This is a genomic window from Sphingomonas psychrotolerans (assembly GCF_002796605.1).
Taxonomy (GTDB): domain Bacteria; phylum Pseudomonadota; class Alphaproteobacteria; order Sphingomonadales; family Sphingomonadaceae; genus Sphingomonas; species Sphingomonas psychrotolerans.
In genome coordinates, this window is sequence record NZ_CP024923.1 from 4,266,516 (window position 1) to 4,288,133 (window position 21,618).

A 21,618-nucleotide genomic window follows, 5' to 3' on the forward strand; every position below is an offset into this window, starting at 1 on the left:
GCGTTGGCCGAGTCCGGTCCTCGCGCCTCCAGGGCTCCGGCCTTCGCCGGAGCACGGTCAAGGGAAGCGCACCTGCCTTCTGAGGATTCAGAGCCGCCGCAACGCGCCGATCAGCCCCTCCAGATCCCTGCCATCCTGGTAGAGCCCGAACCCGATCCGCAGCACATCGCCGCGCACGTCGACGATGACATCCTCCGCCTCGAGCCGTGTCTTCCACCGCGCCGCCTCGGGCGAGCGCAGGGCCAAAAACCGTGCCGGCGATCCCGGGTTGAGCAATTCGGCCTCCAGCGGCAGCTGTTCGAGCAGCGCCGCGCGCAGGGCTCCCGCATGCGCCGCGATCTCCGGGGTGGCCAACCCCTCCTGCCGGAGCATGTCGCGCACTGCGACGAAGCGGTAGATCCCCGAAGGATCGAAGGTCGCGCCGAGGAAGCGCCGCGCATCGGGCGCATAGCCGATGCTTCCCGGCGGCAGCGAGAGATCGTCGAACTCGGCATACCAGCCGGTGATCTCGGGCCGCGGGCCGAAGCCCGGTGGCGCGTGGAGGAAAGCGCAGCCTTCGCCCGCCATCGCATATTTGTAGCCGCCGGCGAGATAGAAGACCCGATCCGCCACGGCCGACAGGTCGGCCGGCAGCGCCATGAAGCCGTGATAGCCGTCGATCACCACCCACGGTCCATCGGGCCGCGCCAGCGTCGCAAGCTCGGCGATGCCCTGGAACACGTGACCCGTGCCGAACTGGACGTGGCTCACGAAGATCAAATCGTGCTCGCCGCGCTGCGCGGTCTCTACGAAGCGCTCCAGCGGCACCCGCTCGACCACCGCGCTGCCCGCCTCTTCCCACCGCGCGCTCTGCCGCCGGAAGCTGTGGAACTCGCCGTCACTGGTCAGGATGCGCAAGGGCCGTCGGTGCAGTGCGGAGACGACGCGGAGCAACAGCTCGTGCGTGTTGGGCGCGAACACCAATGTCGAAGGGTCGGGCAGCCCCAGCTCGGCGGCGACATGTTCCTGCGCGGCGGGCCAGATCTCGCCCATCACTCGCTCCCATTTGCGGTCGGCGAGGCGCACCCCGTCCTCCCACGCGGCGAGCTGACCGACATAGGACGCGTCGGGCCAGAGATGATGGCTGTGCGCGGCGAAGTGCAGCCGTTCGGGCGCCGCGGCGATCGCGCGCTGGAACAGGCGTTTATACGATTTCACAGATCGGTGCGGAGCGACCACAGCTCCGGAAACGCGCGCTTGACCAGAGTCGATTCGAGATAGGGCACACCGGCGGTGCCGCCGGTGCCCATCTTGCCACCGATCACCCGGCTGACGGTGAGCACATGCTTGTGCCGCCACGTCGCCAGCGCATCGTCGATATCGACCAATTTCTCGGCGAGCTGATAGAGGTCCCAATGCGTCGTCGGGTTGCGATAGACGATGGTCCAGGCATCGCGCACCCCGTCGATGGGCTCGTATTTGTCGGGCCAGTTGCGCGTCAGCGCTTCCGCAGGAACGTCGAACCCGGCGTTCGCGAGCGCGGCATTGGCATCGTCCCACAAGCTCGGTTCGGCGGCGAACGCAGTGGTGAGCGGGCCCGGCACCCCGCCGCCGCGCACCCCGAGCAGCGTCTCGACTGCGCGGAACTGGTCCGACTGGAAGCCCGAGCTAGGACCGAGGACCTCGCGGAAGCGGGTATAATCGGACGGTGTCATCGTCGCGAGGACGTCCCAGCTGAGCGTCATCACCGCCTGGATCCGGCTCACCCGGGCGAGGCCCTTATAGGCCTCGATCAGCCGGCCTTCGCGCACCAGCACCTTGGCCGGGAGCAGCTCGGCGATCATCTGCTTGAGCCACAGCTCCTTGGTCTGATGGATGATGATGAACAGCAGTTCGTCGTGCCGGTCCGACAGCGGATGCTGGGCGGCGAGAAGCTGGTCGAGGGCGAGATAGCGCCCATAGGTCATGGGTTCGGTCATGACTGAACCTAGGCATGCTCCGCCGGGCCCGCAACGGGGGCAACCGTTGCAACGATCGCGCAGCTTTTGTAGGCGCCTGAAAACGCTTTGTTTCGACGAGTTCGAAGGGGGAAGCGAAAATGATGCGTGGCTATGCCGTGATTTCCGGCGCGATGATGCTTGCGGCTTGTTCAGGCGGGGGCTCCAACCCGGGATCTGTCGAAACGCCGGCCGCCACCCCCACGCCAACCCCCGTCGCCAGCCCGTCACCGACGCCAACGGCCACTCCCGTGAGTTATACCAAGTACGCGGATCTGAGCGGCGACCGTACCTTCGCGTCGTCGTGCACGTCGATAATCAACAACCAGACTCCGCCGGGCGTCAACCCGGCCAGCCTGCCTGCTCTCGGCCTTAATCTCGCTTATGCCGCCGCCACGCAGAGCTGGACGGTTGGAGGCGACGGCGTGAACCTCGTCTTTGGGCCGGGCGACGTCGACCCCGCGGCTCCCGCAGGCGCGCAATTCTATGCGAAAGCGGGTGCCAGCGGCACTGACCGCTTGCGCATCCAGGTTCCGGGGATCGTCGGCGTCGGGCCGCTCGAATATGCTCGGGTAGCATCGGTGCTGACCAACGTCATCGGCCAGACACGTACCTACACCTGTATCATCGGCGTCCCCACCCTGGTCACCGACGTGCCCGCTGCCACGAGCGTCACCTATCGTGCCGCATATGGCGGCAGCGTCTATCGGACCTCGGCGGCTGGCGGTGCGACTGCTAACTATTCGCTCGGCAAGACCGTGGTGACGCTCGGCGCGGATCGCATCACCGGCAAGGTGACGATGAGCCTGCACCTGATCGGCACACCTTCGGGCGGGGGCGCAGATATCGACTTCGGCACGGTGACCGGCACGGCGGACATAGATCCGGCGACCGGCGGCTATTACGGCCAAGATTGGACCAGTCCCACGCTCACGGTCCGCTTCGGCCAGTTCAGCGGCCGCTTCTACGGTCCGCAGGGACTCGAAACCGAAGTCGCGGTTTCGCTCATCATCGAGGCCTCTGCGAGCGCGCCGCCGTTCACGCTGCACGCCTCGGGCACGGTGGTCGGCATTCGCTGAGCGGAGCCGCGAAGGCCGGGATCAATCGCGCAGCAGCTCGTTGATCCCGGTCTTGCTCCGCGTCTGCGCGTCGACCGTCTTGACGATCACCGCGCAATACAGCGCCGGCTTGCCCTCGCCACCGCCGATGCTGCCCGGAACGACCACCGAATAAGGCGGCACATGTCCGCGATGCACTTCGCCGGTCGCGCGGTCGATGATCTTGGTCGAGGCGCCGAGATAGACGCCCATCGACAAAACCGCGCCCTCGCCGACGCGGACGCCCTCGGCCACTTCGGCGCGCGCCCCGATGAACGCGCCGTCGCCGATGATCACCGGATCGGCCTGGAGTGGCTCGAGCACCCCGCCGATCCCGACGCCGCCCGAGAGATGGACGTTCCTGCCGATCTGCGCGCAACTGCCCACCGTCGACCAGGTATCGACCATCGTCCCTTCGCCGACCCAGGCGCCGATATTGACGAAGCTGGGCATCAGTACCGCGCCCTTCGCGACATGCGCGCCGTGCCGCACGATGCTGCCGGGCACTGCGCGAAACCCCGCCTCGCGGAACGCTGTCTCACCCCAATTGGCGAATTTCGAAGGCACCTTGTCGAACCAGTTCGCGCCGCCCGGGCCTTCCACGACGACATTGTCGTTGAGCCGGAAGCTCAGCAGCACCGCCTTTTTGAGCCACTGGTTGACTTGCCAGCCATCCGCGGTCGGCTCGGCTACGCGTGCCGCGCCGCGATCGAGCAGGTTGAGCGCCTCGGCCACGGCCTCGCGCGCCGCGCCTCGAGTCGCGAAGCCTAGATTTGCCCGGTCCTCCCAGGCAGCGTCGATAGTTGCGGCGAGGTCGGTCACGTCAGTCCTCCAAAATTTCGTGCAACCAGCGGCCGAGGTCGCTGATGGTATAGTCGATGAAGCTGCGGTCTTCGTCCGGCGTCTGTTCTGAGCCGTTGTCGATCCACACCGTAGTCATGCCGATCGCCTTGGCGGGCTTGAGATTGCGCGCCATGTCCTCGACGAACAAGCTTTCGGTCGGCTCGAGGCCATAAGCGTCGCACAGCCCGCGATAGGCCGAAGGATCGGGCTTGGGGCGATATGCGGTCGCGTGGACGTCGTGGATCGCCTCGAAGGTTTCGGCCAGTCCCAGCCGGTCGAGCACCTTGCTCGCATAGGGTGCGTCGCCATTGGTGAAGACCAGTTTGCGCCCGGGCAGCCGGGCCAGCGCCTCGATCAGCGGCTCGTTGCGGGTCAGCACGCTCATGTCGACGTCATGGACGTGGGCCAGATAATGGTGGGGGTCGACGGCGTGTTCGGCCATCAGGCCCGAAAGCGTGGTGCCGTGCGCATGGAAATAGCCCTTCTGGATCCGATGCGCCTCCGCGGCATCGCAATTCAGCAGCGTCCGGACATACGCGCCGATCCGCGCGTCTATCATAGCAAAGAGGTTCGCACTCACCGGATAGAGCGTATTGTCCAGATCGAAGATCCAGTTGCGGATGTGGCCTAGCTCGGAAAGCATCGGACCGGGGCTCTACGGAGTGGACGCCAGTGCCGCAAGGCGGCAGGGGAGATTATGGTTAAGTGACGGTAAAGGCAGAAAAACATATCTGCGCTACCGTGCATCTCGAACAGGATGAACCGATGCGGGCACTTATCGATGCGCGTTTGATGCGAACCGTTGCGATTGGCGGCCTGCTGGCGCTCGGCGCTTGCGGCGGCGGCGGGGGCGGAGGCAGCCATCCCGCTCCGCTCCCCGCGCCGGCGCCGACGCCCGCTCCCGTACCGACGCCCACTCCGGTTCCAACGCCGACCCCAACGCCGGGCGCGAACTACGATACCGCCGAATATCGCGCGACCGCGGGCGCGCTCTCGATGAACGCGCTCACTGCCTATGATCATGGCGGCACCGGCGCCGGCATCGGGGTCGGCGTGATCGACAGCGGCATCGACCTGCAGAGCGCCGAGTTCGGCGATTGCTCGGGCGGGATCGGCACGGGCACCTGCCGTATCGCGGGGGCCTCGATTGCCGCGGCCGGCAACAGCACGATCGACGATGAGGGCGGTCACGGTACTGCCGTGGCCTTCACGATCGCCGGACGGCGCAACGATGCCGGAACGCACGGAGTCGCCTTCAATGCCCAGCTCATCGTCGCCCGCGCCGACACGCCCGGCAGTTGCGCCACCGAAAATGCTAGCGACCCCGACAGCGGCTGCAGCTTCGGCGACAATGCCATCGCCGCCGGTCTTGACGCTGCCCGCGCCGGCGGCGCGCGCGTGGTCAACATCTCGCTCGGCGGCGACCCGCCCAATAGCCGACTGCTTCAGGCGATCGGCAACGCCACCGCGGCGGGGATCGTCATCGTCATCTCCGCCGGCAATGACGGCGACAAGCCCGAGGGCGTCAATCCCGACCCGTTCGCGGCCGGCGCCGCGGCGAGCGCAGGCGCGCGCGGGCTGGTGATCATCGCCGGCTCGGTAGGCACTACCGATCAGATTTCGAGCTTCAGCAACCGTGCCGGGACGGGGGCAGCCACCTATCTTACTGCCGTGGGCGAGCGCGTCCGCGCACCGGACCAGAACAACGCGGCGATGCTCTGGTCGGGCACGTCCTTCTCCGCGCCGCAGATCGCCGGCGCCGTGGCGCTGCTCGCCCAGGCCTTTCCCAACCTGACCGGCGCGCAGATCGTTCAGTTGCTCTATGCCACTGCCCGTGACGCCGGCGCCGCGGGTGTCGACCCGGTCTATGGTCGCGGCGTGCTCGATCTCACCCGCGCCTTCCAGCCGGTGGGCACGACCTCTTTGGCCGGATCGACCGGCGTGGTCTCCGCTGGCATCAACGGCGCCCTATCCGGGCCGATGGGCGACGCCAGCCAAGGGCCGCTCGGCGCCGTGGTACTCGACTCGTTCGATCGCGCCTTCGCGACCGAGCTCGCCCGGTCGATCGTCCGCCAGGGCCCGGCCCGCCGGCTTCCCGCACTGATGGCGACGCGCCAGCGCAGCTTCTCGGCGGGTGTCCGTAACCTCAGCGTCGCTGTTTCGCTCGTGCCGACCCGCGATTCGATCCGGATCGAGCGGCTCGGCATCGGCAGCCGCGATGCCGGCGTCGCGCGGATGCTCGCGGCCACGGTGAGCGGCAGGCTCGGCAGCAAGGCGCAGTTCGCGATCGGCGCGTCGGAGACCGGCAATACGCTGACCGCGCGGCTCGCCGGCCGCGACGAACCCGCTTTCCTCGTCGCGCGCGATCCGCTGCACAGCGCGGGCTTCGACGTCGACGTCACCGGATCGGTCGCGGTGCGCCAGTCGTTCGGGGCCTGGGGCGTCAGCCTCGCGCAGGAGCAGGGCCAGGTGCTCAGCCGGCGCGACACGCCGTTCGCAGCGCTCAGATGGGACGCGCAGCGTTCGGGCTATTGGCGCACTACGCTCGGACTCGACCGCAGCTTCGGCAAGCTGCGCGCCGGCCTGTCGCTGACCCGGCTCAGCGAGCGCGACACGGTGCTCGGTGCGCGCTTCAGCGGCGGGCTCGGTGCGGCGCGGGCCGGCAGTAATTTCGTCGACGTAGGGCTGCGCTACGATATGGGGGCGGGCTGGTCGCTCGGTGGCTCGATGCGCCAGGGCTGGACGAGCGCCAGGCTGCGCAGTGGGGTGCAGGGCGGCGGACTCATTCGCACCAACGCCTTTGCCGCCGATATCGGCAAGGACGGAATCTTCGCCGCGGGGGACAGTCTCGGCTTCCGGATCGCCCAGCCGTTGCGCGTGGCGCGCGGCGGGATCGGGATCGCGCTGCCCGCCGACTGGGACTATTCGACGATGGCGGTCAGCGCCTGGGACAAGGGCTTCATCAATCTCGCGCCCGAAGGCCGCGAAGTGGATTACGAGCTGCGCTACAGCTGGCCGCTGCTCGGCGGCGATCTGAGCAGCAACCTGTTCCTGCGCCGCAATCCCGGGAATTATGCGTCCTTCCCGAGCGACAAGGGCGGTGCGGTGCGGTTGACCCTGGGGTTCTGACGGCCCAGATCGTCACCCGTCCAACAACCTTCTTGCCCGCCTGAAAGCAAAGCTTCGGCTGGCGTGGCGCCGTCGCACCACCCATCTCCGGGTGATGACCGCTTATTCCCTCCTCGACCTCGTTCCCATCGTTCAGGGCGGCACTGCCGGCCAGGCGCTCGCCAATGCCGCCGATCTTGCGCGTCACGCCGAGACGCTGGGCTTCACGCGCTATTGGGTCGCCGAGCATCACGGGATGGAAGGCATCGCCAGCGCCGCCACCGCAGTGGTGATCGCGCATGTCGGCGCTGCGACTTCGACGATCCGAATCGGGGCAGGGGGGATCATGCTCCCCAACCATTCGCCGCTGCAAGTCGCCGAGCAGTTCGGCACGCTCGACGCGCTGTTCCCCGGCCGGGTCGATCTCGGCCTTGGCCGCGCGCCGGGTTCGGACCAGCGGGTTTCGGCGGCGATCCGGCGCGGGATGGGCGGCGACGGCAGTGAATTCCCGCAGGATGTGGTCGAGCTGCAGAGCTATTTCGCCGATGACGGCAGGACCGGCATCCGTGCCACGCCGGGTGCTGGTGCCGACGTGAAGCTGTGGATCCTCGGCTCGAGCCTGTTCGGCGCACAGCTCGCGGCGGCGCTGGGCCTGCCTTATGCCTTCGCCTCGCATTTCGCACCGGGGCTGCTCGACGAGGCCGGCGATGTCTATCGCCGCAACTTCCGGCCCTCGGCGGTGCTGGAGAAGCCGCATTTGATGCTCGGCTTCAACGTCTTCGGCGCAGCGACCGACGACGAGGCCGAATATCTCGCCAGTTCGCAGCAACAGGCCTTCGTCGCGATCCGCACGGGCAAGGGCATCCAGCTGCCCCCGCCAGTGCGCGGTTATCGCGAGACCCTCGGTGGGCAAGGCAATGCGATGCTCGAGCAGGTGCTGTCGGCCAGCGCGATCGGCGGTCCAGCCAAGGTGCGCGAGCAGCTTGCCGCCTTCCTCGCGCGCACCGGCGCCGACGAGTTGATCCTGACCAGCGCGATGTTCGATCACGACGCGCGCAGGAAGAGCCTGACGATCGCGGCAGAGGCGATGCAGTCGCTCTAGCTCGCCGCGGGCAGCCGCAACCGCACGAGCAGTCCGCCAAGATCCTCGCTCTCCTCGAGGCTGACCGTGCCGTCATAGATCTCCGCCACGTCGCGAACGATGGCGAGGCCCAGCCCGGTGCCCGGCTTGCCGCTGTCGAGCCGCACGCCGCGATCGAAGATGCGGATGCGGTCGGCCTCGGGAATACCGGTACCGTCATCCTCGACGAGGATCTCGACGAACCCCGCCTCGACCCGCGCCGTGACGAACACGCTGCCGCCGCCATATTTGGCGGCGTTTTCGACAAGATTGCCGAGCAGATCGTCGAGGTCCTGCCGCTCGATATGCGCGATCAGATCCTTCTGGCCGTCCACGTCGAGACGGACATTGGGGTAGAGCCGTCCCACCGCGCGCTCGACTGCCTCGATCGAGGGCCAGACATGCGCGCGGCTGTGCGCGCTGCCCCGCCGGCCCACGGCGCGGGCGCGCGCGAGATGGTGGTCGATCTGGCGGCGCATCGTGCGCGCCTCGCGGATGATGGTGGGGGCGAGGTCTTCCTGCCCGGCGGCAGCGGCGTTCATGATCACGCTCAGCGGAGTCTTGAGGGCATGGGCGAGGTTGCCGGCGTGGCGCCGCGCCTCCTCGGCCTGCCGGTCGTTATGTTCGACCAGCGCGTTCAATTCCTCGACCATCGGCGCGATCTCCGCCGGCATGCGGTCCTCGATCCGTTTGGCCTTGCCCGCGCGGAGCCGCGCGATCTCGGAGCGCACCTTGCGCAGCGGTAGCAGCCCGTACCAGGTCTGCAGCCCGACCATCACGATCAGTCCGAGCCCGAGCAGCACGAAGCTGCGCACCAGCGTCCGCCGCAGCGTGGCGATCTGCGCGTCCAGCCCGTCGCGGCTCTGCGCCACCTGGAATTTCCAGCGAATCGGCGAGCCCGGCAGCTTGAGGTCGCGCTCGGCGACGCGCAGCATCTGGTTGTTGGGATCGTTGGGGTCGCGGTCCTTGCGCGGGGTTTTGTCGACGAACTCGTCGCTGTCGTAGATGTGGAGTTCGCGGTCGTCGTGGCGCTGGTTCACACGCAGCCGCCGGTCCCACAGCGAGCGCGACGGGAAGGGATCGAACCCGTTGCCGCTGATCTGCCAATAGGCGCCCGAGCCGGGCTCGAGGAAACGCTGGTCGGCGAGCTCGCGGTTGAGCACCACCTCGCCACCCGGTCCCAGCTCGGCCGAGACGATCATCGAGGTCAGCAGATAATCGAGCTGCTCGTCGAAATTGCGCGTGATCGCGGTCGTCAGCACCCGGTCGAGCGCGACGCCGCCGCCGACCAGCAGGACGAAGATCCATGCGCTGGCGATCAGGATCATCCGCCGGCTCACCGAACCGGTCGCGCGGGGCGCATAGTAACGGGGCTGCGGTTCGGCCGCCTCGTCGTTCACAGGGGACGGGACGCTGTCCCCGGATGTATCCATCTCAGGCGTCCGCGGGTTCCTCGAGGCTGTAGCCCAGCCCCCGGATGGTGGTGATCACGTCGGCGCCGAGCTTTTTGCGGATGCGCGTGACGAAGACTTCGATGGTGTTCGAATCGCGGTCGAAATCCTGATCGTAGATATGCTCGATCAGCTCGGTGCGGCTGACCACCTTGCCCTTGTGGTGGAGCAGGTAGCTGAGCAATTTATATTCCTGCGCAGTGAGCTTCACCGGCTCGCCGGCCTTGGTGACCTTGCCGCTACGGGTATCGAGGCGGATGTCGCCCGCGATCAACTCGGCCGAGGCATTACCCGAGGCGCGGCGGATCAGCGCGCGCAGGCGGGCGATCAGTTCCTCGGTCTGGAACGGCTTGGCGACATAGTCATCGGCGCCGGCATCGAGCCCTGCCACCTTGTCCGACCAGCTGTCGCGCGCGGTGAGCACCAGCACCGGAGTGGTCTTGCCTTCCTTGCGCCAGCGATCGAGCACGGTGAGCCCGTCGATCTCGGGCAGGCCGAGATCGAGGATCACTGCGTCATATTGCTCGGTGGAGCCGAGGAAATGGCCCTCCTCGCCATCGGTGGCGAGATCGACCGCATAGCCCGCGCCCTCCAGCGCATTGCGGAGCTGCTGTCCGAGATTGGGTTCGTCCTCGACGATCAATAGTCGCATGCCTTGGTCCCTGTGCCCTTGCTTTGCCGGCGTTCAATCGCCCGTGCGTCGGATAATGTTGCCCGTCCGCCCGTCCGCATCCACCCAGATCACCGATCCATTGCGCAGGAATTTGAGCGTGTAAATGTCCGTTGCAGGATCGTAATCGAATCCGAGATACTGCGCCCCCGGCATGCGGGGGACGACGCGGCGTTCGATTTCGCGCACCGGCAGATTTTGGCCCTTCAGCCGGCGCTGGCTGGCGGCTTCCTGATTGCTGTCCTGCGCATGCGCCGCGACGCTCCCGACCAGCGAGAGGGCAGCCAGACACGCGCAGAAAACAGGCTTAACCAGCATCTTCATGCGTCTGGCATAGGGGTCGGCCATTGAATAGCCCCTGAACGCGACCGTCAGCAGCGCGCAACTTGCGGCGGGGGCACAGGCCCCCTAGGTGGCCGGCCATGGCTGCACCTGTACTTGCATATGAGGGCCTCGGGCTGATCCAGGGCTCGGGCTGGCTGTTCCGCGAACTCGACCTCTATATCGGCGAGCGCGACCGGCTCGCGTTGATCGGGCGAAACGGCGCGGGCAAGTCGACTCTGCTCCGCCTGATCGCCGGGCGGATCGATTCGGACGAGGGCCGCCGCACGATCGTGCCCGGCACGCATGTCGTGCTGCTCGAGCAGGATCCGCAGGTCACCGGGTTCGACACGCTGCTCGATTTCGTGCTGGCGGGCGACGATGCGCCCGAGCGCTACGAAGCCGAAGCCATCGCCGACCAGCTCGGCATCGATCTCAGCCGCGAGGCGGCGACTGCCTCGGGCGGCGAGCGCCGTCGCGCCGCGATCGCGCGTGCGCTGGCGCAGAACCCCGACGTGCTGTTGATGGACGAGCCGACCAACCATCTCGACATCGCGGCGATCGACTGGCTCGAGAACTGGCTGAGCCGCTACAATGGCGCGTTCATTGCGATCAGCCACGATCGGACTTTCCTCACGCGGTTGACCCGGCAAACCCTGTGGCTCGATCGCGGCGCGATTCGCCGCGCCGAGATCGGTTTCGGCGGGTTCGAGGCGTGGACTGAAACCGTCTATGCCGAGGAGGAGCGCAATGCGCAGAAGCTCGACGCCAGGTTGAAGATCGAGGAGCATTGGCTGCTGCGCGGCGTCACCGGGCGGCGGCGGCGGAACCAGGGCCGGCTGACCAAGCTCAAGGAGATGCGCGCCGAACGCGCCGCGATGATGGGCCCCCAGGGCGCCGCCAAGCTCGCGATCGGATCGGACGGCGCGCAGACCAAGGTGGTGATCGACGCAAAGAACATCACCAAGCGCTTCGGCGACCGCGAGATCATCAAGGATTTGACGCTCCGGATCACCAAGGGGGACCGGGTCGGGGTGGTCGGCCGGAACGGCGCGGGCAAGACCACCTTGCTCAAGCTGCTCACCGGCGAACTTGCCCCCGACGAAGGCAGCGTACGGCTGGCCAAGACGCTCGACGAAGTGATCATCGATCAGCAACGCAGCCTGATGGATCCGGCGAAGACGGTGCGCGACGTACTGACCCAGGGCGGCGAATGGATCGAAGTGCTCGGCGTCAGGAAGCATATCCACGGCTATTTGAAGGAGTTCCTGTTCGAACCCAATCTCGCCGACGCGAAGATCGGCACGCTCTCGGGCGGCGAGCGTTCGCGGCTGCTGCTCGCGCGCGAGTTCGCGCGGCCGTCGAACCTGCTGGTACTCGACGAGCCGACCAACGATCTCGATCTCGAGACGTTGGATCTGCTCCAGGAAGTCATCGCCGACTATGAAGGCACCGTGCTGATCGTCAGTCACGACCGCGACTTTCTCGACCGGACCGTGACAGTGACGCTGGGGCTCGACGGCAGCGGCAAGGTCGATGTGGTGGCGGGTGGCTATGCCGATTGGGAAGCGCGCCGTACCTCGCGGGCGGAGCCGAAGAAGGCGGCGTCGAAGCCTGCCGCGGCTGCGCCCAAAGCGAAGGCGACCAAGCTCAGCTATAAGGACCAGCGCGATTACGATCTGCTGCCGAAGCGGATCGAGGAGATCGAGGCGCAGATCGCGAGGGACGAGGCGGCGATGGCGGATCCCGAACTCTACACCCGCGATCCGGGCAAGTTCGCCAGATTGAGCGACGGGATCGGCAAGCTCCGCGACGAGAAGGACGCGGCGGAGATGCGCTGGCTGGAGTTGGCCGAGCAGGTCGAGGCACTGGGCTGACCGACAGCGTCGCGTTTCGCGATGCGACCCTACGTAGCAGCTTGTGTCACGCCTCCAGACCCACCGTAACGATGGTTCCCTCCGGGCCGCTCTCGGTCCGGATCGTGCCGCGCGCCTGGCGGACAAAGCCCTCGATCAGCCGCTGGCCCAGCCCCCCGCCACGACGTTTCGCGATCGCCACCGGCGAGATTCCCGCGCCATTGTCGGCTACGATCAGCCGCCAGCCCGCGGCGCGCGCTTCGAACGCCACTTTGATCGAGCCGTCGACGCGGTCGCCGAAGGCGTGCTTGGCGGCGTTGGTGACGAGTTCGTTGATGACGAGGCCGATCGATACCGCCCGATCGCGCGGCAGTGCCGCGTGATCGGCCGCGCAATCCAGCGTGATCGCGCCGCGCAGGAACAGTGCCTCTTCGAGCGCGCTGCAGAGTTCGCGGATATAGACCGCCATGTCGACCTCTCCGGGCGCTGCGGTGCCGCGATACAAATGGCGATGCGCCCGTGCGATGCTTTCCACCCGTGCCAGCGCGCTCGCCAATGCTTCGGCGGTCTCGCTTTCGCCGGCGCGGCGGCGCTGCATGTCGAGCAAGGCTGCGACGAGCGCGAAATTGTTCTTCACCCGGTGGTCGAATTCCTCGAGAAACAAGTCGCGCTCGGCGATCTGGCGGTCGCGCTCGGCGGCGGCGCGGCGGACCGCGCGGCGGAAGGTCTCGGCGACGGCGATCATGATCAGGTAGGCGATCACGATGACAAGCAGCCGCGAACCGTCGTTCGGGCCCTTGGGATAGAAGGAATGCACTGGCGGCAGCAGGAAGTACCAGGTGTGGGCCAATACCAGCAAGGCGGCGAGCGCCCCCGCCTGCCAACGCCCGAAGAGCGCCGCGACCAATACCGCAGGGTAACCCAGCGCGAACGGACCAGCGCCCGGCGCGAAGAGGTCGACGAGAACGCGCGCGACTACTCCGGCCGTAGCGCAGAAAAGCGCAAACAGCAGCTGCGTCGCCCAGGCCGGCGCGTAGGGCGCCAGTCTTTCGGGCAGATCGAGTTCGCCTATTCGCCCCATGCCGGAGGCGAAACAGGCGCGATCATCCTATCGCTGTCAAGTCAGGTCTTGGCTGTAGTTGATGTGGATCAACTTTATTTTACAGTGACTTGCCCGAGCGGCCCGCAAGGTCGACGACATATTGCCATGCCACCCGGCCCGAGCGGCTGCCGCGCCGTGTCGCCCAGTTGATCGCCTCCGCCGGATCGAAGGTCAGACCGTGCGCCTCGGCATAGCCGCGGACGATATGGACATAGGTATCCTGGTCGATCGCATGGAAGCCGAGGCTCAATCCGAATCGATCGGCGAGGGCGAGGCTGTCGTCGACCGAATCGCGTGGATTGATCGCGCTGGCCTGCTCGGCGATGTCGCGCGGGATCAAGTGGCGGCGGTTCGACGTGACGATCAGCCGGGTATTGGCCGGGCGCGCCTCGGCGCCGCCTTCGAGCAGCGAGCGCAACGCGCGGGCGTCGCCGGCGGCGTCGAAGCCGAGATCGTCGAGGAAGATGACGAAGGGGCGGTCGGAGGCGGCGAGAAGGGCAAATAGTTCGGGAAGCGCATCGAGATGCTGGGTGACCGCCTCGACCAGCGCGAGGTCTCCGCCCTTTGCCTGGACGGCGGCGACGGCGCTCTTGACCAATGCGGACTTGCCGGTGCCCCGCGCCCCCCAGAGCAATACGTCCTGCGCGGCGCTGCCATCAGCGAGCCGCTGGAGATTGGCGAGCAGCGCATCGCGCTGGGGCTCCATTCCCTGAAGCAATTTCAGCGGCAACGGGGCGAACGCGCGGGCGGCGGCGAGGCTATGGCCGCGCCAGACATAGGCAGGATGCGCGAGCGGATCTGCGGGTGGCGCCGGGGGTGGGGCCAGCCGCTCGAGCGCCTCGGCGATACGAGTCATCGGGTCGGTCATCGTCGGGGGCTATACCGCAAAATCCTTCTCCGCGAAGCGGGGGAGGATCTAGGAGGCCTCGCCCGCCAGTCCCTTCAGGCGGTATAGCGCTTCCAGTGCCTCGCGCGGGGTGAGCGCGTCGACGTCGAGAGTCTCCAGCTCGGTGCGCAGCGCATCGACCTTCTCGACCTCGGCTTGGGCGATTGCGGCGAACAGCGGCAGATCGTCGAGCCCCGCGGCGATCCCGCCGGTCTTTGCGCGTCCCGCCTCGAGCTTGTCGAGCACGGACTTGGCGCGCTTGATCGTCGCCGGCGGCAGCCCCGCGAGCCGCGCTACCGCGAGGCCATAGCTGCGGTCGGCCGGCCCTTCGGCGACTTCGTGGAGCAGGACGAGCTCGCCCTTATATTCGCGGGCGCGAACATTGTGCAAAGTCAGCGCGTCGCAGCGCTCGGCCAGCCGGGTCAGCTCGTGATAATGTGTCGCGAACAGGCAGCGGCAGCGATTGTCCTCGTGGATCGCCTCGACCACTGCCCAGGCGATCGCCAGCCCGTCATAGGTCGAAGTGCCGCGCCCGACTTCGTCGAGGATGACGAAGCTGCGCGGGGTCGCCTGGGCGAGGATCGCCGCGGTCTCGACCATCTCGACCATGAAGGTCGAACGCCCGCGCGCGAGATTGTCCGACGCGCCGACGCGGCTGAACAGCCGGTCGACGAGGCCCAAGGTCGCCGATGCGGCGGGGACGTAGCTGCCCGCCTGCGCGAGCACTGCGATCAGCGCGTTCTGGCGCAGGAAGGTCGATTTGCCGCCCATATTCGGCCCGGTGACCAACCACAGCCGCGAATCCTCCGAAAGCCTGCAGTCGTTCGCGACGAAGCGCCCGCCCGAGCGGGCGATCGCATCCTCGACCACCGGGTGCCGCCCGCCGACGATCTCGAAACAGGCATGGTCGACCAGAGCCGGCCGCGCCCAGCCGCCTTCGCCGGCACGCTCGGCCAGCGCGGCAGCGACGTCGATCCGGGCGAGCGCGTCGGCAGTCGCGGCGATAGCCTCGCGGCGTTCGAGTGCGTGGCCGGTGAGATCTTCGAGATGCGCAGCCTCGGCGGTGAGCGCGTGCGCGCCGGCCTGGGTCACCTTGATTGCCACGTCGTGCAGGTCGGGGGCATTGAAGCGCACCACCCCGGCGAGCGTCTGGCGATGAGTGAAGCCGCTGTCGGGCCGCATCAGCGAATCGGCGACGCGCGCGGGAACTTCGATATGATAACCGAGCACGCCGTTGTGGCGCACCTTGAGCGCAGTGATGCCGGTGCGGGTGCGGTATTCGGCCTCGAGCGCCGCGATCGCCCGCCGTCCGCCGGCGCCCGCATCGCGCAGATCGTCGAGCGCGGCGTCATAGCCCTCGGCGATATAGCCCCCGTTCGAGGAGTCGATCGGCGGTTCGGGGACCAGGGCGCGGCCCAGCAGGTCGATCAACGCGCCGTGGCCGCGCAGCTGCGGCGCCAGCTCGGCCAGCAACGGGGGCGGGGCAGGGATGGCGTCGAGCCGCTCGCCCAGCCGCCACGCGCCGTCGAGTCCGTCGCGAAGTTGTCCCAGGTCGCGGGGGCTTCCGCGCCCGGCGGCCAGCCGCCCGAGCGCGCGGCCGATGTCGGGCAGCGCGCGCAAGCTGCCGCGGACCATGTCGCGCAATCCGGCATCGTCATGGAAGCGCTGCACCAGATCGAGCCGCGCCTCGATCGCGGCGCGGTCCATCAGCGGCGCGGCGATATCCTGCCCGAGCAGGCGCGCGCCGGCGCCTGTGACGGTGCGGTCGACCGAATCGAGCAGGCTGCCTTTGCGCGCGCCCGATTGGCTGACACAGAGTTCAAGGCTCTCGCGCGTCGCAGCGTCGATCGCCATCACGGCGTCGCTGCGGCTGAGCCGGGGCGGGCGCAGGAACGGGAGCGATCCCTTGGCGGTGTGCTCCAGATAGGCGACCAGCCCGCCCGCCGCGGCGAGCGCGGCGCGCGAGAAACTACCGAATCCGTCGAGCGTCGCCACGCCGAAAAGCCGTTTCAGCCGCGCCTCTCCGTCGCTGCTGTCGAAGTCCACCCGTGGCCGGACGACCGTCCCAAGCTCGGCAAATGCAGTCCCGTCGCACACGATCGTCTCGGCGGGGTTCAGCCGAGCGATCTCCGCTGACATTCGCTCCGCATCGCCTTCGCAAACCTCGAACCGCCCCGTCGAAATGTCCGCGCAGGCGATCGCCACCCCCGTCGCCGCCTCGCCGATCGCGACGCACCAATTTGCCGATCGGCTGTCGAGCAGCGCCTCCTCGGTCAGCGTCCCTGCGGTCACCACTCGGACAATCGCGCGGTTGACCAGCGCCTTGGAGCCCATCCTTTTACGGGCCTGTTCGGGCGTCTCGGTCTGCTCGGCGACAGCAACACGGTGCCCGGCCTTGATCAGCCGCGCGAGATAGCCATCCATCGCGTGCACCGGCACGCCGCACATCGGAATGCGCTCGCCATCGTGCTCGCCCCGGGCGGTCAATGCGATGTCGAGGCAGGCGCTGGCGATCTTCGCGTCGTCGAAGAACAATTCGAAGAAGTCGCCCATCCGATAGAACAACAGGCAATCCTCGGCCTCGGCCTTCAAGGCGAGATACTGCGCCATCATCGGAGTGGGGGCTGTGGCCATGGCGCGAGTGGGTAACCGATGCGCAGGGGCGATCAACACCCGTGCGAGGGAATCTTGGGGAAAAGTGGCCGGCAACGTCGTTGCCAGTCCGGGAAGGGCTGGCCGGTATCGACGACACCGGCGGCGTCCTGCCCTTATGATAGCGCTACCATTTTTTCGTATACGTTTTGTGCGCGCGTGTTGCGGCGCCGGAAAGCGGCTCCTAAAGGATCGATATCAGGGAGAGACGCATGTCTGAGGAATCGAACGTCCAATATTCGGAGCGCGAGGCGCTGTTGTACCATTCCGAGGGACGGCCGGGTAAGATCGAGATCATCGCCTCGAAGCCGATGGCGACCCAGCGCGACCTCGCGCTGGCTTATTCGCCCGGCGTCGCGGTGCCCGTCCGCGCGATCGCCGAGGATCCGTCGCTCGCCTACGACTATACCGCCAAGGGCAATCTGGTCGCAGTGATCTCGAACGGCACGGCGATTCTCGGGCTGGGCAATCTCGGCGCGCTCGCCTCCAAGCCGGTGATGGAAGGCAAGGCGGTGCTGTTCAAGCGCTTCGCCGACGTCGATTCGATCGACATCGAGCTCAAGACCGAGGACGTCGATCGCTTCATCGACGCAGTAGAGCTAATGGAGCCCAGCTTCGGCGGGATCAATCTCGAGGACATCAAGTCCCCCGAATGCTTCGTGATCGAGCAGACGCTCCGGGAACGCATGAACATCCCGGTATTCCATGACGATCAGCACGGCACGGCGATCATCGCCGCGGCCGGGCTGATCAACGCGCTCCATTTGACCGGGCGCGAGTTCAAGACGACCAACATCGTGATGCTCGGCGCCGGCGCCGCCGCGATCGCCTGTGCCGAACTGATCAAGGCGATGGGTCTGCCGCACGACAATCTGCTGATGCTCGATCTGACCGGCGTGATCTATCAGGGCCGGCAAGAGAGCATGAACCAGTGGAAGTCGGCGCATGCGGTAGTTACCGAAAAGCGGACGCTCGCCGACGCACTCGACGGTGCCGACGTGTTCATCGGGCTCGCTTCGGCCAATTCGCTGTCGCCCGAATTGCTCAAGACGATGGCGCCCAATCCGATCGTGTTCGCGATGGCCAATCCCGATCCCGAGATCAGCCCGCCGGTCGCCAAGGCCGCGCGCCCCGACGCGATCATCGCCACCGGCCGCTCGGACTATCCGAACCAGGTCAATAATGTCCTCGGCTTCCCGTTCATCTTCCGCGGCGCGCTCGACGTGCGCGCGACGACGATCAACGACGCGATGAAGATCGCCGCCGCCCGCGCGCTCGCCGAGCTGGCGCGCCAGCAGGTTCCCGAGGAAGTCGCCGCGGCCTATGGCACGCAGCACAGCTTCGGCCCCGAATACATCATCCCCGCGCCGTTCGATCCGCGGCTGATGGAGCTCATCCCCGCCGCGGTGGCGCAGGCGGCGATGGATTCGGGGGTGGCGACCAAGCCGATCATCGACATGGCGGCATATCGCCAATCGCTCCGCGCCCGGCTCAACCCGACCACGTCGGTGCTCAGCCTCGCTTATGAAGGGGCGCGCGCCAATCCCAAGCGGGTGATCTTCGCCGAGGGCGAAGAGGAAGTCGTGCTGCGCGCGGCGATCGCGTTCAAGGAAGGCGGCTATGGCACGCCGGTGCTGGTCGGGCGCGAATCGGTCCACGAGCGGCTCCAGAAGCTCGGCGCCAACCCCGAGGATTTCGAACTCCACAACAGCGTCAATTCGCCGCTGGTGCCGCGGATGGTCGAGTTCCTCTACCAGCGGCTCCAGCGCCGCGGCTATCTGCGCCGCGACATCGAGCGGATCGTCAATCGCGACCGCAACATCTTCGGTGCCTTGCTGCTCCAGCTCGGCGAGGCCGATGCGATGATCACCGGCGTCACGCGCACCTATGCCGAGACGATGCGGCAGATAAAGCGCGTGATCGATTATGAGGAAGGCCGCACTGCGTTCGGCATCCACGTCATGGTAGGCCAGTCGCACACGGTGTTCATCGCCGACACCACGGTCAACGAGCGCCCCAACACGGAGGAGCTCGCCGCGATCGCGGAGGGCACCGCCCAGGTCGCGCGTCGTATGGGGCATGAGCCGCGCGTCGCCTTCCTCAGCTATTCGAACTTCGGCAATCCCGAAGGCCGCTGGCTCGACAATGTCCGCGGCGCGATCAAGCTGCTCGACGAGCGCAGTGTCGAGTTCGAATATGAAGGCGAGATGTCGCCCGACGTCGCGCTCAATCCCCGCCAGATGGCGAAATACCCGTTCGCGCGGCTTTCGGGCCCGGCCAACGTGCTGATCATGCCGGGGCTCCAATCGGCCAACATCTCGGCCAAGCTGCTTCGTGAGCTTGGTGGCGATTCGATGATCGGGCCGATGCTGATCGGCATGGAGAAGCCGGTCCAGATCGCGCCGATGACCGCGACTGCGAGTGAGCTGGTGACGCTGGCAGTGCTCGCCGCGGGCGGGATCGCGCGCTAACCGCCTTGGCAGCCTCTTGCTGCTACATTTGTAGCATGCTACAAATGTAGCAGTTGGAGCAGGAGGTCGGCGTGATCGAGTCGCTGCCGCGCCGCGAGCGCGAAGTGTTCGAAGTGTTGTGCAGCCTCGGCGAGGGCACCGCCGCGGCGGTGCGCACCGCGCTTGCCGATCCGCCCAGCGATTCGGCCGTACGGACCTTGCTTTCGCGCCTCGCCGCCAAGGGGCTGGTCGCGCATCGCACCGTCAATCAGGCTTATGTCTATACGCCGGTCGAGCAGACCGAAGCGGTTGCCGAAACCGCGCTGCAGCGGCTGGTTCAGACCTTCTTCCAAGGGTCGGCCGCGCAGGCCGCCACAGCGCTGCTCGGGATGGAGCCGCGGCTCCATCCCGATGAAATCGAAATGCTCCAGCGCGCGATCGACAAGGCGCGCAAGGAGACCGAGTGATGCTTGCCTCGCTTGTGGATTTTGGCTGGAAATCGGCGCTGATCGCCGGGCTGGCCCTGCTGGCCGGCCACCTGCTGCGGTACCGCGCGCCGGCAGAACGCGTCGCGCTCCTCCGCGCCGCTTTGGCGGCATTGTTGATGCTGCCGCTGCTGGCGCTGGCGGTCCCCGAACTCGAGGTCGCTGTGCTTCCCGCGCTGGATACGCCTGCCGTGACCGGATTTGCCGCGACGAGTGCGGAGGCCGTGGACATGGCCGCCGGGGAGGGGGCCACCGCCATATCCCTCGATTGGCTGGCGGCGCTGTATCTGATCGGTGCGGCAATGCTGCTGCTCCGCCTCGCCGTCGGCGTCTCGACCCTGTGGCGCTGGACTCACAGCGCCGCGCCGGTCCGCGATCCGCGCTGGATCGCGGCGATGCGCGGCGCCGGAGGGTTGCGTCGCCCGGTGCGGCTGCTGGTCTCGCCGCATGTTGCCGCCCCGATGAGCTGGGGGATCGCACCGGCGTGGCTGCTGATCGGGCCGGGTACCGAACAGCGTGCCGAGCAAGCGGAAGCGGTGATCGCGCACGAGTTGGCGCATGTCCGCCGGTTCGATTGGCCGGTGCTGATGGCAGCGCAGCTGGTGGTGCTGTGTTTCTGGTTCAATCCTTTGGTCTGGTTGCTCACCCGCGAGCTGGCGCGGCAGGCCGAGCTGGCGGCGGACGAAGAAGCGATCCGCCATGTCGCGCGCGCCGATTACGCCCAGGCCCTGCTGACGCTGGGACGCGGCGCGGCGCATCCGGCGGCGTGCGGCATGTCGATCACGCATAGCGCGCTGGGGCGGCGGATCCGCGGTATCCTCAATGCCGATGCGGCGAGGCCCGCCAGCCGGCTGCTGTGCGCGGTGATGCTGATCTGTGCGCCGCTTGTGGCCGCGCCGCTCGCCGCGATGCAGCTGGTGCACGCGGCGGCACCCGCCCCTGCGCCGATGGAAACGCGGGCATCGCTTCCCGCATCCGCGGTCCTCGCCGATCTGCCTGCGATCATTCCCGCCGCGCGCGCCGCCGAAGCGCCGCCCGTGCAGCGTCAGCGCGCCTCTCCGCGCCGGATCGTGCCGACTCGCGCGCCCCGGCCCGCAGTCACGGCCGAGCCGAGGCCGCGCCTGCTGCTGGAGCTGGAACTGGCGGCGAAAATACCGCAGGGCCATGCTGGGCATACACCGCCTCCACCGCAACCTCCGGCGCCGGGGACTCAGGCGGCGGCGTGGCGCGAGGCCATATTCGAGAAGCGTAGCATCCGGGTGCAGAACCGCGAAAGCAATGTCGGAATGCGCCGGGCGGGGGCCGCGATCCGCGCCGGCAATGCCGACGACCGTGACTTCGCCAAGGCAATGACCGACGCAGCCACGGGCCTGCGGGTCAAGGCCCAGGACCTCGAAGCAGTCGCGGCCGATGGCTCGGTCGTCAAGGAAGTCCGCGATGCGCATGCGCGCGCGGCGGGTTCGCTGCGTAGCCAGGCGGACAAATTGGACATCGACGCGCGGCGAAAGCTCTTCGGGGGCTAGCGCCCCACCACGCCTGACGAAGCTCGAAACGAAAAGCGCGATTCCGCGCCACGGAGCCGGCTTGCCCGGCGATCAAGG

Annotated in this window: 17 protein-coding genes; 7 read left to right on the plus strand and 10 right to left on the minus strand. The window is 67.5% G+C overall.

Annotated features, from left to right (window positions below; all coding sequences use genetic code 11):
* Positions 1-87 precede the first annotated feature (87 nt).
* A complete protein-coding gene (locus CVN68_RS19475; RefSeq protein WP_100283662.1) occupies positions 88-1,197 on the minus strand; it encodes an aminotransferase class V-fold PLP-dependent enzyme in 1,110 nt (369 codons plus the stop codon).
* Positions 1,194-1,958: a tryptophan 2,3-dioxygenase gene (locus CVN68_RS19480; protein WP_100283663.1), complete on the minus strand. Its 765-nt coding sequence runs from the start codon at positions 1,956-1,958 to the stop codon at positions 1,194-1,196. The genes CVN68_RS19475 and CVN68_RS19480 overlap by 4 nt, the downstream gene beginning before the upstream one ends.
* A gap of 269 nt (positions 1,959-2,227) precedes the next feature.
* On the opposite strand from CVN68_RS19480, the gene CVN68_RS19485 reads away from it, so the two are divergent.
* Entirely contained in the window at positions 2,228-3,055 is an 828-nt protein-coding gene (locus CVN68_RS19485) for a hypothetical protein (RefSeq protein WP_100283664.1), read from the plus strand.
* A gap of 21 nt (positions 3,056-3,076) precedes the next feature.
* Here CVN68_RS19485 and dapD read toward each other — a convergent pair whose 3' ends face one another.
* Both dapD and CVN68_RS19495 read right to left on the minus strand, forming a co-directional pair.
* Positions 3,077-3,895 (minus strand): 2,3,4,5-tetrahydropyridine-2,6-dicarboxylate N-succinyltransferase, encoded by an 819-nt coding sequence (gene dapD, locus CVN68_RS19490; protein WP_100283665.1) that lies wholly within the window; start codon positions 3,893-3,895, stop codon positions 3,077-3,079.
* 1 nt (position 3,896) lies between these two features.
* The gene (locus tag CVN68_RS19495; RefSeq protein WP_100283666.1) at positions 3,897-4,559 is read right to left on the minus strand and encodes a pyrimidine 5'-nucleotidase; all 663 of its coding nucleotides are present in this window, start codon (positions 4,557-4,559) and stop codon (positions 3,897-3,899) included.
* A 122-nt stretch (positions 4,560-4,681) separates the two neighbouring features.
* Between CVN68_RS19495 and CVN68_RS19500 the strand changes: the two genes are divergently transcribed.
* On the plus strand, positions 4,682-7,045 hold the full coding sequence (locus CVN68_RS19500; protein ID WP_233503439.1) for a S8 family peptidase: 2,364 nt from the start codon (positions 4,682-4,684) through the stop codon (positions 7,043-7,045).
* A 94-nt stretch (positions 7,046-7,139) separates the two neighbouring features.
* Entirely contained in the window at positions 7,140-8,126 is a 987-nt protein-coding gene (locus tag CVN68_RS19505; RefSeq protein WP_100283667.1) for an LLM class flavin-dependent oxidoreductase, read from the plus strand.
* Here CVN68_RS19505 and CVN68_RS19510 read toward each other — a convergent pair.
* The 3 genes from CVN68_RS19510 to CVN68_RS19520 all read right to left on the minus strand — a co-directional run bounded on the left by CVN68_RS19510 (position 8,123) and on the right by CVN68_RS19520 (position 10,613).
* Positions 8,123-9,472 (minus strand): sensor histidine kinase, encoded by a 1,350-nt coding sequence (locus tag CVN68_RS19510; RefSeq protein WP_100284549.1) that lies wholly within the window; start codon positions 9,470-9,472, stop codon positions 8,123-8,125. The two genes, CVN68_RS19505 and CVN68_RS19510, sit on opposite strands and share 4 nt — an antisense overlap.
* Positions 9,473-9,578: 106 nt before the next feature.
* Positions 9,579-10,247, minus strand: a complete 669-nt coding sequence (locus CVN68_RS19515) for a response regulator transcription factor (protein ID WP_029937243.1) — start codon at positions 10,245-10,247, stop codon at positions 9,579-9,581.
* A 33-nt stretch (positions 10,248-10,280) separates the two neighbouring features.
* Positions 10,281-10,613 (minus strand): hypothetical protein, encoded by a 333-nt coding sequence (locus CVN68_RS19520; protein WP_100283668.1) that lies wholly within the window; start codon positions 10,611-10,613, stop codon positions 10,281-10,283.
* A gap of 74 nt (positions 10,614-10,687) precedes the next feature.
* On the opposite strand from CVN68_RS19520, the gene CVN68_RS19525 reads away from it, so the two are divergent.
* The gene (locus CVN68_RS19525) at positions 10,688-12,463 is read left to right on the plus strand and encodes an ABC-F family ATP-binding cassette domain-containing protein (protein ID WP_100283669.1); all 1,776 of its coding nucleotides are present in this window, start codon (positions 10,688-10,690) and stop codon (positions 12,461-12,463) included.
* 46 nt (positions 12,464-12,509) lie between these two features.
* Here the strand turns inward: CVN68_RS19525 and CVN68_RS19530 are convergent, their stop codons facing one another.
* The 3 genes from CVN68_RS19530 to mutS form a co-directional block, all read right to left on the minus strand.
* Positions 12,510-13,523, minus strand: a complete 1,014-nt coding sequence (locus tag CVN68_RS19530) for a sensor histidine kinase (RefSeq protein WP_100283670.1) — start codon at positions 13,521-13,523, stop codon at positions 12,510-12,512.
* Positions 13,524-13,602: 79 nt separating this feature from the next.
* Complete coding sequence (locus CVN68_RS19535; RefSeq protein WP_100283671.1) at positions 13,603-14,412, minus strand: ATP-binding protein; 810 nt, start codon at positions 14,410-14,412, stop codon at positions 13,603-13,605.
* 48 nt (positions 14,413-14,460) lie between these two features.
* Entirely contained in the window at positions 14,461-17,043 is a 2,583-nt protein-coding gene (gene mutS, locus CVN68_RS19540) for a DNA mismatch repair protein MutS (RefSeq protein ID WP_100283672.1), read from the minus strand.
* Positions 17,044-17,294: 251 nt separating this feature from the next.
* Here mutS and CVN68_RS19545 point away from each other — a divergent pair, with 251 nt between their 5' ends.
* From CVN68_RS19545 to CVN68_RS19555, 3 genes are all read left to right on the plus strand, one after another.
* On the plus strand, positions 17,295-19,553 hold the full coding sequence (locus CVN68_RS19545; protein ID WP_100283673.1) for an NADP-dependent malic enzyme: 2,259 nt from the start codon (positions 17,295-17,297) through the stop codon (positions 19,551-19,553).
* Between the two features lie 71 nt (positions 19,554-19,624).
* Positions 19,625-19,999, plus strand: a complete 375-nt coding sequence (locus tag CVN68_RS19550) for a BlaI/MecI/CopY family transcriptional regulator (protein WP_100284550.1) — start codon at positions 19,625-19,627, stop codon at positions 19,997-19,999.
* On the plus strand, positions 19,999-21,540 hold the full coding sequence (locus tag CVN68_RS19555) for a M56 family metallopeptidase (RefSeq protein ID WP_100283674.1): 1,542 nt from the start codon (positions 19,999-20,001) through the stop codon (positions 21,538-21,540). Before CVN68_RS19550 ends, CVN68_RS19555 begins: the two co-directional genes overlap by 1 nt.
* Positions 21,541-21,618: the final 78 nt, after the last annotated feature.

What these genes read in the sequence shown, in the direction of transcription:
- CVN68_RS19480 (WP_100283663.1), bottom strand. Translation starts at nt 1,958, where the DNA reads ATGACCGAACCCATGACCTATGGGCGCTATCTCGCCCTCGACCAGCTT.
- CVN68_RS19495 (WP_100283666.1), bottom strand. Translation starts at nt 4,559, where the DNA reads ATGCTTTCCGAGCTAGGCCACATCCGCAACTGGATCTTCGATCTGGAC.
- CVN68_RS19500 (WP_233503439.1), top strand. Translation starts at nt 4,682, where the DNA reads ATGCGGGCACTTATCGATGCGCGTTTGATGCGAACCGTTGCGATTGGC.
- CVN68_RS19505 (WP_100283667.1), top strand. Translation starts at nt 7,140, where the DNA reads ATGACCGCTTATTCCCTCCTCGACCTCGTTCCCATCGTTCAGGGCGGC.
- CVN68_RS19510 (WP_100284549.1), bottom strand. Translation starts at nt 9,472, where the DNA reads ATGATCCTGATCGCCAGCGCATGGATCTTCGTCCTGCTGGTCGGCGGC.
- CVN68_RS19515 (WP_029937243.1), bottom strand. Translation starts at nt 10,247, where the DNA reads ATGCGACTATTGATCGTCGAGGACGAACCCAATCTCGGACAGCAGCTC.
- CVN68_RS19520 (WP_100283668.1), bottom strand. Translation starts at nt 10,613, where the DNA reads ATGGCCGACCCCTATGCCAGACGCATGAAGATGCTGGTTAAGCCTGTT.
- CVN68_RS19525 (WP_100283669.1), top strand. Translation starts at nt 10,688, where the DNA reads ATGGCTGCACCTGTACTTGCATATGAGGGCCTCGGGCTGATCCAGGGC.
- CVN68_RS19530 (WP_100283670.1), bottom strand. Translation starts at nt 13,523, where the DNA reads ATGGGGCGAATAGGCGAACTCGATCTGCCCGAAAGACTGGCGCCCTAC.
- CVN68_RS19535 (WP_100283671.1), bottom strand. Translation starts at nt 14,412, where the DNA reads ATGACCGACCCGATGACTCGTATCGCCGAGGCGCTCGAGCGGCTGGCC.
- mutS (WP_100283672.1), bottom strand. Translation starts at nt 17,043, where the DNA reads ATGATGGCGCAGTATCTCGCCTTGAAGGCCGAGGCCGAGGATTGCCTG.
- CVN68_RS19545 (WP_100283673.1), top strand. Translation starts at nt 17,295, where the DNA reads ATGTCTGAGGAATCGAACGTCCAATATTCGGAGCGCGAGGCGCTGTTG.
- CVN68_RS19555 (WP_100283674.1), top strand. Translation starts at nt 19,999, where the DNA reads ATGCTTGCCTCGCTTGTGGATTTTGGCTGGAAATCGGCGCTGATCGCC.